Annotated in this window: 13 protein-coding genes; 10 read left to right on the plus strand and 3 right to left on the minus strand. The window is 69.3% G+C overall.

Annotated elements, in window-relative coordinates:
• Positions 1-4: 4 nt before the first annotated feature.
• Entirely contained in the window at positions 5-373 is a 369-nt protein-coding gene (locus ACPXY0_RS02010) for a BlaI/MecI/CopY family transcriptional regulator (protein ID WP_423927983.1), read from the plus strand.
• Positions 370-1,794 carry a M56 family metallopeptidase gene (locus ACPXY0_RS02015; RefSeq protein WP_423927985.1) on the plus strand — a complete coding sequence of 475 codons (1,425 nt, stop codon included), beginning with the start codon at positions 370-372 and terminating at the stop codon, positions 1,792-1,794. Before ACPXY0_RS02010 ends, ACPXY0_RS02015 begins: the two co-directional genes overlap by 4 nt.
• A gap of 54 nt (positions 1,795-1,848) precedes the next feature.
• Here the strand turns inward: ACPXY0_RS02015 and ACPXY0_RS02020 are convergent, their stop codons facing one another.
• Both ACPXY0_RS02020 and ACPXY0_RS02025 read right to left on the minus strand, forming a co-directional pair.
• Positions 1,849-2,247, minus strand: coding sequence for a hypothetical protein (locus tag ACPXY0_RS02020; protein WP_423927987.1), 399 nt, complete (start codon positions 2,245-2,247; stop codon positions 1,849-1,851).
• Positions 2,225-2,467 carry an AbrB/MazE/SpoVT family DNA-binding domain-containing protein gene (locus ACPXY0_RS02025; protein WP_423927989.1) on the minus strand — a complete coding sequence of 81 codons (243 nt, stop codon included), beginning with the start codon at positions 2,465-2,467 and terminating at the stop codon, positions 2,225-2,227. The genes ACPXY0_RS02020 and ACPXY0_RS02025 overlap by 23 nt, the downstream gene beginning before the upstream one ends.
• A gap of 196 nt (positions 2,468-2,663) precedes the next feature.
• Between ACPXY0_RS02025 and ACPXY0_RS02030 the strand changes: the two genes are divergently transcribed.
• The 6 genes from ACPXY0_RS02030 to ACPXY0_RS02055 all read left to right on the plus strand — a co-directional run bounded on the left by ACPXY0_RS02030 (position 2,664) and on the right by ACPXY0_RS02055 (position 9,634).
• Positions 2,664-3,437: a c-type cytochrome gene (locus ACPXY0_RS02030; protein WP_423927991.1), complete on the plus strand. Its 774-nt coding sequence runs from the start codon at positions 2,664-2,666 to the stop codon at positions 3,435-3,437.
• Positions 3,434-4,843: a cbb3-type cytochrome c oxidase subunit I gene (locus ACPXY0_RS02035; RefSeq protein ID WP_423927993.1), complete on the plus strand. Its 1,410-nt coding sequence runs from the start codon at positions 3,434-3,436 to the stop codon at positions 4,841-4,843. Before ACPXY0_RS02030 ends, ACPXY0_RS02035 begins: the two co-directional genes overlap by 4 nt.
• The gene (locus ACPXY0_RS02040) at positions 4,840-6,789 is read left to right on the plus strand and encodes an acetoacetate--CoA ligase (protein WP_423927995.1); all 1,950 of its coding nucleotides are present in this window, start codon (positions 4,840-4,842) and stop codon (positions 6,787-6,789) included. The genes ACPXY0_RS02035 and ACPXY0_RS02040 overlap by 4 nt, the downstream gene beginning before the upstream one ends.
• A 3-nt stretch (positions 6,790-6,792) precedes the next feature.
• Positions 6,793-7,869, plus strand: a complete 1,077-nt coding sequence (locus ACPXY0_RS02045) for a P1 family peptidase (protein ID WP_423927997.1) — start codon at positions 6,793-6,795, stop codon at positions 7,867-7,869.
• 11 nt (positions 7,870-7,880) lie between these two features.
• Positions 7,881-8,156, plus strand: a complete 276-nt coding sequence (locus ACPXY0_RS02050) for a ribbon-helix-helix protein, CopG family (RefSeq protein ID WP_423927999.1) — start codon at positions 7,881-7,883, stop codon at positions 8,154-8,156.
• A 77-nt stretch (positions 8,157-8,233) separates the two neighbouring features.
• On the plus strand, positions 8,234-9,634 hold the full coding sequence (locus tag ACPXY0_RS02055) for a sodium:solute symporter family protein (protein ID WP_423928001.1): 1,401 nt from the start codon (positions 8,234-8,236) through the stop codon (positions 9,632-9,634).
• Between the two features lie 5 nt (positions 9,635-9,639).
• Here the strand turns inward: ACPXY0_RS02055 and ACPXY0_RS02060 are convergent, their stop codons facing one another.
• Positions 9,640-10,857, minus strand: coding sequence for an ATP-binding protein (locus ACPXY0_RS02060; protein WP_423930543.1), 1,218 nt, complete (start codon positions 10,855-10,857; stop codon positions 9,640-9,642).
• Between the two features lie 213 nt (positions 10,858-11,070).
• Here ACPXY0_RS02060 and ACPXY0_RS02065 point away from each other — a divergent pair, with 213 nt between their 5' ends.
• Both ACPXY0_RS02065 and ACPXY0_RS02070 read left to right on the plus strand, forming a co-directional pair.
• Positions 11,071-12,063 (plus strand): TAXI family TRAP transporter solute-binding subunit, encoded by a 993-nt coding sequence (locus ACPXY0_RS02065; RefSeq protein WP_423928003.1) that lies wholly within the window; start codon positions 11,071-11,073, stop codon positions 12,061-12,063.
• Positions 12,060-13,907, plus strand: coding sequence for a TRAP transporter permease (locus ACPXY0_RS02070; protein ID WP_423928005.1), 1,848 nt, complete (start codon positions 12,060-12,062; stop codon positions 13,905-13,907). Before ACPXY0_RS02065 ends, ACPXY0_RS02070 begins: the two co-directional genes overlap by 4 nt.
• Positions 13,908-14,036: the final 129 nt, after the last annotated feature.

The raw sequence follows: 14,036 nt of genomic DNA on the forward strand, positions 1-14,036 counted from the left end.
ACCGATGACGGTACCAAAGCTCGCAAATGCCGAACTCGCGGTCATCGAACGGCTCTGGGAGGAGGGGAGCCTGACGGCTCGCCACCTCCGGGAGCAGCTCTACCCGGACGCGGCCCACTCGATGCACGGTACGATCCAGCGGCTGGTGCAGCGGCTCGAGGACAAGGGCTTCATCCAGCGGGACCGCGACAGAGCGGCGCACCTGTTCACGGCGCTGATCAGCCGCGAGGCCTACGCCTGCGGGCGTCTCGAGGCTCTCGCGGATCAGGTGACCGGAGGATCTCTGGTGCCGATGATCTCGCACCTGGTGGAGGAGCGGAAACTCTCCGACGCGGACATGGAACGCCTGCGGCAGTTGCTGGAGGAGAGATGACGGATCTGGCCCTGAAGATCGCCGGCACCAAGCTCGCCATCTCGGTCGTTCTCGGAGGCGCGGCGTGGCTCGCCGCGCGAGACAACCAGCGACCGCGCCTGTGTCATGCGATCTGCCTCACGTTGATGGCAGCGCTGCTCGTTCCGCCGCTGATCGCCATCCCCGTCCTGCAGACGGCGGCACCGGCTGCCGGGCTAGCGGGCGCTGCGCTCACGGGCACCTTGGCGATCGGCAACGTCCCGCCGCTCGCCCCGAGTGAACCGTCCAATGGGGTGTGGTTCGCCGGGCATGGGAGCTGGTTGCTCGTGCTGTTGTGGCTCTGTGGCGCCGTAGCGGTGTTGGGCTGGACGCTGGCACGGATGCGAAGGTTCCGCCGCTTCATGCAGGGAGCCTCGCGCGAGGCCCCTCCCGCGTTGCGGCGGATGGCGGAGGAGTTGGCGCGCACCCTCGGCCTCGCGAAGGTCCCGGCGATCCACACGACGGACGCGCTCGTCTCCCCCATGGCGTGCTGGAGCGGCGGCGCCGTCCGCGTTCTCATCCCGTCTGCCCTGCTCACCGGGCTGGAGCGCTCCGAACTGCGCTGGATCGTGGCGCACGAACTGGCCCACGTCCGCCGCCGCGATCACCTCGTCCGCTGGCTGGAGTGGCTGGCGTGCACCGCGTTCTGGTGGAACCCCGTCGCGTGGTGGGCGCGACGGAAGCTCCGAGCCGCGGGGGAGGTCTGCTGCGACGCCCTCGTCGTGCGCGCCTTCGGCTGCGCCCCGCGCGCCTACGCCCGTGCGCTCGTGCGGGCGATCGACCTCGTCCGCACGGAGCGGACCCCCGGGCTCCCGGCTTTCGCGAGTGCCGCTCACAATGGCCGAGGAACCCGACTACTCGAGAGGAGACTTCGAATGATTATTACGAACCGGCCCGCTTCGACCCTTCCTCCCGTGCTTCGCATGGCGCTCCGCGGTGGGCTCGTGGCCTCGCTGGCCCTGGGTCTCGTCTACTGCAGCGAGCAGACGTCGCCAACCGCCGCCGAACTTCCGGCCGCCGACCTGACGGACGCCAAGGGGCCAGTCGTCGAACTGCAACCAGCCGATACCCAGGCCGACGAGGGGAGTTGGAGCTGGTATGTCGCTGGAGGCCCGGCTGACCTGCCGCTGGTGATCCTGAGCGGGAGCGCTCCGCTGCCAACGCAAGGAGAACAAGCAGAATTGCTGGCGGCGATCGCCGAACTTCCCGAACTGCCCGAGGGCTCGCAGGGCTACCGGTTCTTCTACGCACGGCGGACCTCCGACGTGGCATATGGCGACGTGAGCGAGATTGTCGATGTCGCCTCGGGGGAATACGACAACATTTCCTTCCGATCGTTGTCGCCGGGTCTGGAGGTGACCATGACGGCGGGACCCCGTCCGCCCGGCGGAACGGACCGATAGCGGAAAGGGCAGGAGACGTTCCCGCGGGAACGTCTCCTGCCTCGGGGATCCGGGCTAAAGAAGCTGGGCGCGGGGGAGGGTGGCCATGGCCTTGTCCAGCGTCAGGACCTCCAGGTCTTCGCGTGCATAGTCGTTGGCGATGAGACGGTCGAGCAGTCCCGGTTCACCGGAGGTCTCGAGGGCATCCAGGATCGGGCGTCCGTTCAGGGGGGCGACGAGTCCGCTGCGAAGAACGTCGAGTAGGCCGGCGCGGGCGTCGGCTCTGGTCACACCGTAGTGATGCTGGACGGCGATGCACGCTTCCCCGATCACCTGGTTCGATGCGACCACGGCCGAGCCTTCGTCGGCCACCAGGGCGGAGAGCCGCCGGACGGATTGAGTGAAGTCCGCTTCCGGCACGCCCGTCAGCAGGCGCACCAGCACGGAGGTGTCAATCCCGTAGCGCCGGATCATGGGGCTCGGCGCGGAAGGCGTGGATATCGAACTCCCCGGATCCGGAGCGCAGCCTGGCGCGCAGCGGCGCCAGACGTGAGAGGTCGATCCGCTGCGGCCTCAGGATGAAGCCTTCGGGGCCCTCTTCCAACTCGAGGCGGTCACCGGGCTGCACGCCCATCGCATCGAGGACGCGGGCGGGGAACGTCACCTGACGCTTGGATGTGATCCTTACCAGCATGGTCCCCTCCTGCTGTGGATACCTTACAATAAACCATGATTTAGTAAGGTTAGCCGTGTCAAATCATCTGTTCCCAAACTGAGCGGGCGCGTCAACCGACGATCAAATGACGTCGTGTGCTTGACGACCGCTGCCCTGTGCGAAGATCATCCGCGGGTCCGGGACAACACGACTCCAACCTCTTCGAGCAATCCCCATGTGTACGTCGGCCCGGAAAAAGCTGCTTCTGGCCGTGCTGGTCCTCTGTTTCGGGGTCCAGACGGGGCTGGTGTATTCGGACTCGCGCAGCGTTCCCCTCTCGGAGCCGGCGCTCGAGGGGCGTGCACTCTGGCAGCGCCATGCCTGTCAAACCTGTCACCAGTTGTACGGTCAGGGGGGCTTCCTCGGGCCGGATCTGACGAACGCCGCGAGCCGGGTCGACTCTACCCGGCTCGTTTCTTTGTTGAGGGTAGGGAGCGGGCAGATGCCGCCGCTCGGGTTCAGCGACGAGGCGGCGGCGGCGATGGCCGCGTTCCTGCGCGAGATCGACCGGCCGGAGATCGGCCGCGGCCAGCTGCGGCTGGGGACTCCCGGAGAAGGGGCTGGGGCACAGGCGGCGTTCGAACGCGCGATCGAGGCCTCCCTCGGCCCCGAAGATGCTGACATCGCGGCCGGGTACGCCGCCTGGCGCATCCGACCGTGCAGCGCCTGCCACTTCCCGTTCCGGGCGTCGCCGGTCGGGGCGCCGGACCTGTCGCTCGTGTCCGGGTCGCTCGCGCCGGATTCGCTCGACCGGGTCCTCGCCGAGGGTCGCCCGGCGAAGGGCATGCCGCCGCCGGTGCCGCCGCTCGACGACGCCGACCGCGCGGCGATCACCGCGTTCCTCGAGTTCCTGGGCGCGAACCGGGAGCAACTCGAGGCGGCGACGCAGGCGCTGGCGGCGGACCGCAGCCTCGACTGGCGCGCGCTGCCGTGGTGGGAGTTTCCGTGAAGCCCTTCGAGGCCGGCCACCCCGCGCACCAGTTCGCCGTGCTCACGTTCATACGCGGCGGCCTGGTCGCGATCGCGATCACGCTCCTCGGCGGGATCCTCGCGGCGCTCTACTCCGTGCCGTCGCTGGCGCCGTGGTTCCAGCAGGTGGGGCTGGACCTGCGCCAGCTGCGGCCGATCCACACCGTCTTCGCCTCCGCCTGGGTCTTCCTGGGCGGCGTCGCCGTCGTGTACCGCTTCCTGCAGGATGAGGGGCCGCCGACCGCGGGCGACCGCTGGCGCCTCCGGATCCAGGTCTCCACCTGGGCGATCGCCGGCCTCGGCATTCTGCTGACGCTGGCCCTCGGCGTGGGGACGGGCCGCGAGTACGTCGGCTTCCATCCGATTTTCTCCCTTCTCATCCTCACGGGCTGGGTCTGCTACGCGTGGAACTTCTTCCGGCTGGCGGGGAAGCGGTTCTGGGAACGGCCGGTCTACGTGGCGATGTGGGGCGTGGGGCTGCTGTTCTTCATCGTCACCTTCGTGGAACAGCACATGTGGCTGGTCCCCGGGATCTTCGGAGATCCGGTGCAGGACATGCGGATCCAGTGGAAGGCCACCGGCACGCTGGTCGGAAGCTTCAACCTCTTCGTCTACGGCGCGGTGATCTATCTTGGGGAGCGGATCTCGGGCGATCCCTCGTACGGCCGCTCGACCACCGCCTACATGCTATTCGGCGTCGGACTGCTCAACTCGTTCACCAACTTCGCGCACCACAGCTATCACCTCCCGGCGCGGGAGTCGGTGAAGTGGATCGCGTTCGTCGTGAGCATGATGGAGATCATCGTCCTCGCGCGGGCGATGTTCGACCTTTGGCGGGCGCTGCGGACGCCGAGCGATCGGGCGTTCTGCGCCGCGCGGGGTTCGTTCGCGGCCGCGAAATGGTGGACGTGCGCGATCCTGTTCAGCGCGATCCTCATCTCCGTGCCCCCCCTCAACGCCGTGATTCACGGGACGTACGTTGTCACGGGGCACGCGATGGGGGCCATGATCGGGATCGACACGATGATCCTGCTGGGGGCCGTGATCTGGATTCTGAGCGAGCACATCCAGGCCCGGGAGGGCGAGGCGGGGTGGGAGACGCTCCACACGACGGCGATGCGGCGGGCGCTGCTGGGGCTGAACGTGTCGGTGGCGGCGCTCGTGCTCTGGCTGCACGTCGTGGGGACGGCGGTGGGGGTCACGCGCGCGGTCCACGCGCCGGGGGAGAGCTACGTGCCGCCCGAGTGGGTCTCCGCCTGGAGCGGGATCGGGTTCGCGGTCTCCGGCACGCTGTCTCTCATCTTCTTCGCGCTGGTCCTCGCGCAACTCTGGCCGCCCGCCTTCCGGTACTTCCGGGTCTCGGCCGAGCGAGCACGACGCGCGTGAACCGCCCGCTCTGGACCCCGGATCCCTCATTCACGGCGACGACGAACATGGCGCGCTTCACGCGCTTCGCGAACGAGCGCTGCGGGGCCGGAGCCGACTCCCCCCGGGCGCTGTGGCGCTGGTCGATCCGCGAGCCGGAGGCGTTCTGGAATGCGGTGTGGGACTTCTGCGGGGTCATCGGCGATCGGGGCGAGCGAGCGGTGGTCGACTTCGACCGCCTGCCGGGGGCGCGCTGGTATCCCGACGCCCGCCTGAACTACGCCGAGAACCTCCTCCGGCGCCGCGACGACACGCCCGCCCTGATGTTCCGGGCCGAGGACCGCGTCCGCCGCGACCTGACCTGGGCGCGGCTCTACGACACGACCTCGCGGCTCGCACAGGCGCTGGGAGCGCTGGGACTCGCGCCGGGAGACCGGGTGGCCGGCTACGTCCCCAACCTGCCGGAGTCGATCGTGTACATGCTCGCCTCGGCGAGCCTCGGGGCCACGATCTCGACCGCCTCGCCCGACTTCGGCGTGCGGGGCGTGTTCGACCGCTTCGGCCAGATCGAACCCCGCGTTCTGCTGGCGGCCGACGGCTACTTCTGGCAGGGGAGGCGGTATTCGAGCCTCGACCGTCTGCCGGAGATCGTGCGCCGGCTTCCATCGGTGGAGCGGGTGATCATCATCCCCCACACCGATCCGGAGCCCGACATCTCGGCGATCCCGCACGCGGTGCTGTTCGACGACTTCATCGGCCCGTGGCAACCGCGGGAGATCGAGTTCAGGCGATTTCCCTTCGACCATCCGCTCTACATCCTCTTCTCCTCGGGTACGACCGGGTTCCCGAAGTGCATCGTCCATACGGCGGGCGGCGTCCTGCTCACGCACCTCAAGGAGCATCAACTCCACGCCGATGTTCGTTGCGGCGATCGCACCTTCTACTTCACCACCTGCGGGTGGATGATGTGGAACTGGCTCTCGTCGGCGCTCGGGAGCGAGGCGACGGTCGTCCTGTTCGACGGTTCGCCCTTCCATCCCGGGCCGGAAGTCCTGTTCGACTACGCGGAGGAGGTCCGGATGACGCAGCTCGGCGTGTCGGCGAAGTTCATCGACGCGATCGGGAAGGAGGGTCTCCGGCCACGGGAGACGCACGACCTCTCTTCGGTGCGGACGATGCTGTCCACGGGGTCTCCGCTCGTCCCGGAGGGGTTCGACTACGTGTACCGGCACGTGAAGCCCGATGTCCACCTGGCTTCGATTTCGGGAGGGACGGACCTGTGCGGGGGCTTCGTGGCGGGGCATCCGCTCCTCCCGGTGTGGAGGGGGGAGATCCAGGCGCCAGCGCTGGGCATGGACGTGGATGTATGGGATGAAAAGGGACGGTCGATGCCGACGGGGAAGGGGGAACTCGTCTGCAAGTCACCCTTCCCATCGGTGCCGGCGGGGTTCTGGGGGGACGAGGATGGGCGCCGCTTCCACGAGGCGTACTTCGACGTCTACCCGGGCGTGTGGCGGCACGGCGACTGGATGGAGTGGACGGAACACGGGGGCGTGGTGATCTACGGCCGCTCCGACGCGACATTGAACGCGGGCGGGGTACGGATCGGGACGGCGGAGATCTACCGGCTGGTGGACCGGCTGCCGGAGGTGCTGGAGTCCATCGTCATCGGGCAGCCGTGGGAGCATGACACGCGCGCGATCCTCTTCGTGCGGCTCGCGGATGGGCGGCGTCTCGATGAAGAACTGGAGGCGCGGATCAGGACGGAGATTCGCGAGAACGCCTCGCCGCGGCACGTCCCGGCCCGCATTCTCGAGGTCTCCGACATCCCGCGGACGAGGAGCGCCAAGATCTCGGAACTCGCCGTGCGGGCGGTCGTGATGGGCGAGCCGGTGAAGAACTCCGACGCGCTGGTGAATCCAGAGGCGCTCGAGGAGTACCGGGACCGTCCGGAACTCCGGACATAACCTGTGCGAACCATCGGATTCGTCGGACTCGCCGTGTTCGCTTTGTTCGCCCGGACGGGAGGGTGTGTGGCGCAGGAAGCATCGGACCCGGCGGGAGCCGGGATCACGGCGGTGGAGGGCTTGCGGCTCGGGCACTTCACGCTCCGGGAGCGGCCTACCGGGTGTACGGTCGTGCTCGCCGAGGACGGCGCGGTGGCCGGCGTCGACGTGCGGGGCGGGGCGCCGGGAACGCGAGAAGTCGCGCTCCTCGACCCGGTGAATCGCGTACAGGCCGTCCACGCCATCGTGCTCTCGGGCGGGAGCGCGTTCGGGCTCGACGCGGCGTCCGGGGTGGTCCGGTACCTGGAAGAACGGGGCATCGGTTACGCCGTCGGGGGCCACGTCGTTCCGATCGTGGCCGGGGCGATCCTGTTCGATCTCGGCGTGGGCGACGGATCCATCCGGCCGGGACCCGAGTGCGGATACCAAGCCGCACTGGCGGCCAGCGCGGCTGCGCCCGCCGAGGGCAGCGTCGGTGCGGGGGCGGGGGCCACCGTGGGCAAGCTGCGGGGGCTCGAGCGGGCGATGAAGGGCGGGATCGGCACCGCCTCGATCACGCTCGATGACGGGCTCACGGTCGCCGCGGTCGTGGCGGTCAACGCGATCGGCGACGTCATCGATCCGGCGACGGGAGAGATCATCGCGGGGGTCCGCAACGAGGACGGGACCGGGTTCGCGGACGCACGACGGCTCCTGCGGGAGGGCGAGCTTCCCGGCCGCGGCGGTGGGGGCGCGCCCGCCGGGAACACCACGATCGGCGTGGTCGCGACGAACGCCTCGCTCACGAAGGCGGAGATCACCAAGGTCGCGCAGATGGCGCACGACGGGCTCGCCCGCGCGATCTATCCGGCCCACACGCCGCGCGACGGCGACACCCTGTTCGGCCTCGCGACCGGCGAGCACGAGGACGAAGGCGGGCTCACCCGGATCGGGGCGCTCGCCGCCGAGGTCGTGGCGGAAGCGATCCTGCGCGCCGTCCGTGCCGCGACCGGACTCCCCGGCATACCATCGGCGTCGGAGTTGGCACCCGCTGGCGGCTGATCGTTGATGGAGTGGTGCATGTCGTTATTCTCTTCACCATGCGAACGACGATTTCCCTCGATGATCAGCTCGCCAGACAGGTGCGCCGCGAAGCGGCAGCCCGGGGGATGAGTGTGAGCGCCTTCATCGCCAAAACCCTGGACGCTGAGCTGAAGCGGCGTGACCGCGCGGTGCCGCCGCCCTTCCGACTGGTGACGGTGCGCTCCCGCCTGCGTCCGGGCGTCGATCTCGACCGACCCGGGGCGCTCGATGCGGAGGACGATAAAACCCGATTTGGAAGCGGCTGATCCTCCGTGCTGCTTCCAGATCTCAACGTCCTGAGTGACCGGAGACGCGGTCGGGTGAGCGCGCCACCCGCGATCAGATGAGCGCCAGCCTGTGGGGGATCCTCGGCTACGCCGCCGGACTCATCGTGCTGGGAGCGTGGATCGGCCGCCGGGTCGACGCCGCGGGCAGCTTCTTCGTCGCCGACCGCAAGCTCGGCCCCGTTCTGCTCTTCTCCACCATCCTCGCCGCCAACCTCGGCGCCGGCACGACGGTCGGCGCGGCGGGGCTCGCCTATCGCGACGGACTGAGTGCGTGGTGGTGGGTCGGCTCGGCGGGCATCGGGACGATCCTGCTCGCGATCTGGGTCGGCCCGCGCATCTGGCGGATCGCCGCGCGCCACGGGCTCCTCACCATGGGCGACTACCTCGAACTGCGGTACGGCCGCTCGGTCCGGCTCCTCATCGCCGGGCTGCTGTGGTTCGCCACGCTCACGATCGTGTCCGGGCAGCTCATCGCGATGGCCGAGATCGTCTCCGTCGTCGCCGGGTCTCCGCGCTGGGTGGGCGCCCTCATCGGCGGCATCGTCGTCATCGTCTACTTCAGCGCGGGCGGCCTCGTGGCCTCGGCCTGGGTCAACCTCGTGCAGCTCGTCGTCCTCCTGGCCGGCTTCGCGATCGCGATCCCGTGGGCGCTCGCCGACATCGGCGGCTGGGCGGCGATCGAGGCGGTCGCCGAGCGGACGTCACCGGATTACCTGAGCCTGTGGCAGGGTGGCGCGTCCGGCTGGGTGTACCTCGCCCTCCTCGCGCCGGCCTTCATCATCTCCCCCGGGCTGGTCCAGAAGGTCTACGGCGCGGTGGACGCCCGGACGGTCCGGACCGGACTCCTGGCGGCTGGCGTGGCTCTGGTGCTGTTCGCCTTCGCGCCGACGCTGCTCGGCATGATCGCGCGTGTCTACGATCCGGCGCTCGCGAGCCGTGAGCAGGCGCTGCCCATGTTGCTGGCCACGGCGCTGCCGCCGGCGCTGGGGCTGCTCGGGCTCGCCGCGGTGTTCTCGGCCGAGGTGAGTTCGGCCGACGCCGGCCTGTTCATGCTCTCCACGTCGCTCTCGAAGGACCTCTACAAGGGCTTTCTCCGCCCCGAGGCCACCAGCCGGCAGGTGCTGCGCGCGGCGCGAGGCGCCGCCATCGCGGGGGGTGCGCTCGCCGTTCTTCTGGCGCTATGGCTCGAGAGCGTGATCGCCTCGCTCACGATCTTCTATTCGGTCCTGAGCGTGAGCCTGTTCGTGCCGGTCGCGGCCGGCCTGCACTCGCGGCGGGCCGGCGTCCCCGAGGCCCTCGCCGGCATCGGGGCCGGGCTCGCGGCGCTGGCGGCCGTCCGGATCTTCGCCCCCGCCGATGCGCCCGCCCTGCTGGACCGCACGCTCATCGGCCTCATCGTCTCCGCCGCCGCCTTCGGCCTCGTCGCCCTGGCGCGCGCCCGCCGCCGGGGAGGCTGACCGCCTCAGGGCTCGGGTCGCCCCAGCGCCGCCAGTTCCGTCGCGAGTTCCCGCAGTCCGATGACCTCGATGCCGGCCCCGACCGGGTAGCGGTCGTCACCGCCGTAGACGACGAAGGCGCGGTCGGGCTTCACATCGTCGAGCGCGATGCGAAATCCCTTGCTGATGCGGGGGGCGAGCCCGCGCTTGATCTCGATGGCCCACGTTCGGGGTCCGGGTACTTCCAGAATGAGGTCGATCTCCACGCCCGTGGCCGTCCGGTAGAAGCCCGGCGGAGAGAGTCTGTCCGGCGCCGCCCGGATCAGCGTCTCGATGGCGAAGCCCTCCCAGCTGGCGCCCGCCACCGGATGGCCGAGCAGATAGTCCGCGTCCGGGATCCCGAGCAGCGCGTGCAGGACGCCGCTGTCACGCACGTAGGTCCGGGGCGATTTCGCCAGCCGCTTGCGGACGTTCACATGGATCGGCCGCAGCCGGCGCACGAGCAGGAGATCGACGAGGAGGTCCACGTACCGCGACACCGTCTTTCCTTCCACGCCGAGACTCCTCGCGAATGTCGAGGCGTTCCAGAGTCCGCCCTGGGAGTGCGCGAGCATGGTCCAGAAGCGGCGCAGCGTCTCGGCGGGGATGCGCGGTCCCAGTTGCGGGATGTCGCGCTCCAGGCAGGTCCGAATAAAGTTCTCCCGCCAGAGGGCGCTCGCCTCGTCCGTCGGGGCGAGAAAGCTCGGGGGGAACCCGCCCCGGCTCCACAGGCGCATGAGCCGGCTCTGTTCCACTTCGCGCACATCCAGCGGGCCGAGCTCGAGATAGCCGATGCGCCCGGCGAGACTCTCACCGGACTGCCGCATCAGGTCCGGCGATGCGGAACCGAGGATGAGGAACTGACCCGCCCTCTCACCCCGCCAGATCCGCTGGTCGATGATCCCGCGCAACTCGCGAAACAGCCCGGGAGCCCGGTGGATCTCGTCGAGGACGACGAGTCTGTCCCTCACCTGTTCGAGGTAGCCCGATCCCTCTGTCAGGCGGGCAAGGTGCGCGGGATTCTCGAGATCCAGGTACAGGCCGGGACGGGACGGCCCGGTTCGGTCACCCGCCTCCCCGGCCCCCTCCTCCGCGAGCGCTCTCGCCAGCGTCGTCTTGCCGACCTGGCGCGGCCCGACGAGTCCCACCGCCGGGAAGATCCTGAGGTGCTCCTCCACTTCGGCCCGGAGTAGCCGGGGGATGATCGTCGGATTCATGGTTGTATGCTAGGAATACAATACCGCATTTACAAGGTAAATGAGTCAGCCGGATGTCGGTTGCGCGGGGGCGGGGTACGGGGAGCCGCGGGGAGGCGCTTGCTTGACGCGGCGCGACGAGGGAGCATAGCAGCGCCATTTGACAGAGGGTTGATACCGAATGGAGCTGTCGATGCCGATGCCGGTGGCTGAGAGCGCGTGATGGCGCGACGCGGGGTCGCGCGCGTTGCCGGGGCGGGCCTCGTCCTGGCCATCGCCGTCGCGGGCTGCGGGGGCGAGGGGCATCAGACGCTCTCCATCGCGACGGGGAACACGAACGGCCTCTACTATCCCCTCGGGGGCGGACTCGCGTCGATCTGGTCGCGGCATCTCGACGGCGTGAACATGAAGGCCGAGACCACCGCCGGCTCCGTGACGAACCTCATCCAGGTCGCGAAGGGCGAAAGCGAAGTCGGCTTCACGCAGGCGGACGCCCTGGCCGCGGCGCTGGCGGGCACGGGCCGGTTCCCGGAGCCCATGCCCCTGATGTCGATCGGGAAGCTGTATCCGAACGTCGTACACCTGGTGACGGTCCGGAGCACCGGCATCGAGTCGGTGCACGACCTCAGGGGCCGCCGCGTGTCGGTCGGCCCGCCGGGGTCGGGGAACGCGGTCACCGCCTGGAACGTGCTCGAGTCGATGGGGATCGGAGAATCCGACTTCACCGTGCGGCAACTGAACTACGCGCAGATGTCGAACGGTCTCAAGGATGGGACGCTCGATGCCGGCTTCATCGCCGGCGGCGTGGGGATGCCGGCCGTCGTCGAGATCGGCGTCTCGCGCGACATGGTTCTCGTCCCCTTCACCGAGGACGAGATCGCCACCATCGTCCGCGCGGAGCCGGCCTATTCCGGCTTCATCATGCCCCCGGGCGTGTATCGCGGCGTGGACGAGCCGGTGCTCACGCCGACGCTCTGGAACCTGCTCGTCGTGTCGCGCTCGATGGACGAAAGCCTCGCGTACGACCTCACGCGGACCATGCTCGAGCGCCGAGGCGACCTTGAGAACATCTCCGGCGTGGCGAGCTTCATCACGCCGGTCTCGGCGCGCGACGTGGGCGATTTTCCCATCCACCCCGGCGCGCGGCGCTACTACGACGAAGTACTGGGAGACGAAGTGCCGGGAGACGAAGTGCCGGGACCCGGCGCCCGTTGACCCACACAAGGCGCATCCTCTTCGCCCTGGCGGTCGGGCTCTCCCTCTTCCAGTTCTGGCAGAGTACGACGGGCACGCTGTCCGCCACGCTGGGGCGCCCCATACACCTCGCCTGGGTCATCGTCCTCACCTTCCTCGCCAAACCCTCCTGGACGGGCGAGGGGGCCGCCCCCCGCTGGAGCCCGTGGCTCGACGCCGCGCTCGCGCTCGCCGCCCTCTACTGCGGCTGGGTGATCGTCGGCTTCGACTACCGGGGCGTGGACCACATCCTGTACGGACTCGGCACCCACGACCTGATCGTGGGCCTCGCCTTCGTCATCCTCCTGTTCGAGGCCACGCGCCGGGCCGTGGGCTGGGTGATGGTGGCGGTGGGCCTCGTCTTCCTCCTCTACGCGGGGTTCGGGGACCTGCTGCCCGATGTGATCGCGAATCGCGGTTTCAGCCTCGAGCGGATCCTGCGTTTCCAGATCTTCACGGGGGCGGCGCTGTTCGGGACCCCACTCGGGATCGCGGCGGGGACCGTGTTCATCTTCGTCCTCTTCGGTGCCTTCCTGGAGGTGACGGGCGCCGGGCGGTTCTTCATCGGCCTCGCCTTCGCCGCCGCGGGGCGGTTCCGGGGCGGGCCGGCGAAGGCGAGCGTGATCGCCTCCGCGGCCATGGGGTCGATTTCGGGATCGGCGATCGCGAACACGGTGACGACGGGCGCGCTCACCATCCCCATGATGAAGAAGCTGGGCTACCGCCCGGAGCAGGCGGGCGGGATCGAGGCGGCGGCCTCCACGGGGGGCCAGATCATGCCGCCGATCATGGGCGCCGGCGCGTTCATCATGGCCGACTTCACGAACACGCCCTACCGCGAAATCGTGACGCTCTCCATCGCCCCCGCGATCCTCTACTTCGGGTGCACGCTCCTCTTCGTCCACCTGATGGCGGTCAAGCTGGGGCTGCGCGGGATGAAGAACCCGCCGCCGGCGCGGCGCACGCTCAGCGAGGGGGTCCACTTCCTGCTCCCGCTCGGGCTCGTGGTCGCGCTCCTCCTCCTCAATTACTCGCCGCCGCTCGTCGGGGCCGTGGGCTGCCTCGCGGTCGTCGTCACGGGGATGGCGCGGAAGAAGACGAGGGTCGGCTGGCGCACGATCCTCGAGGGCCTGCGGGCGGGGGCAGTCATGGCGCTGCCGATCTCGCTCGCGTGTGCGACAGCCGGGATCGTGGTGGGGGTGATCGGCCAGACGGGGATCGGCCTCCAGTTCACGGAAACCGTCGTCCAGGCGGCGGGCGGCCAGCTCTGGCTCGCCCTCATCTTCATCGCTCTCGCGGCGCTCGTTCTCGGGATGGGGCTGCCGGTGACCGCGGCCTACATCGTGATCTCGGTCATGGCCGCGCCCGCCCTGGAGGGGCTGGGGCTCTCACTCCTCGTCGCGCACATGATCATCTTCTGGCTCTCGCAGACGTCGAACGTGACGCCGCCCATCGCGTTGGCGGCCTTCGCCGGGGCGGGGGTCGCGGGCTCACCACCCATGCGGACGGCTAACGTGGCGGTGAAGCTGTCGCTGGGCTTCTTCATCGTACCGGCGATGATGGCGTATTCGTCGCTGATCCTGGTGGATGGGACGGGCGCCGCGGACTTCGTCTTCGCCATCGGCTCGACCCTCGCGCTGATCGCGGTGCTCGCCTTCGCGATCGAGGGATTCGCCATGGCCGCGTGCAGCGTCGGGGAACGTGCGCTGTTCGTGCTGGCAGGCGCGCTCATCCTGGTTCCGAACACCGCGGTAAGGATGGCCGGGATGCTGCTTGGCGCCGGGGTCCTCGCCCTCCACGCCCGGAAGAGATCTACTCGCATGTAGTGGAGCGGCGATCAACTGACAGCTGCCCCCGACAAGAGGGATGGTGGCCATCCGGTAGGCGATATGCGTTGGAATCGGAGAGTACCCGCGGACGGGTCAGGCCGAGTCAAGAGGAAGCGGCGCAGGTTG

Source organism: Candidatus Palauibacter sp., assembly GCF_965237495.1.
Classification (GTDB): Bacteria; Gemmatimonadota; Gemmatimonadetes; order Palauibacterales; family Palauibacteraceae; genus Palauibacter.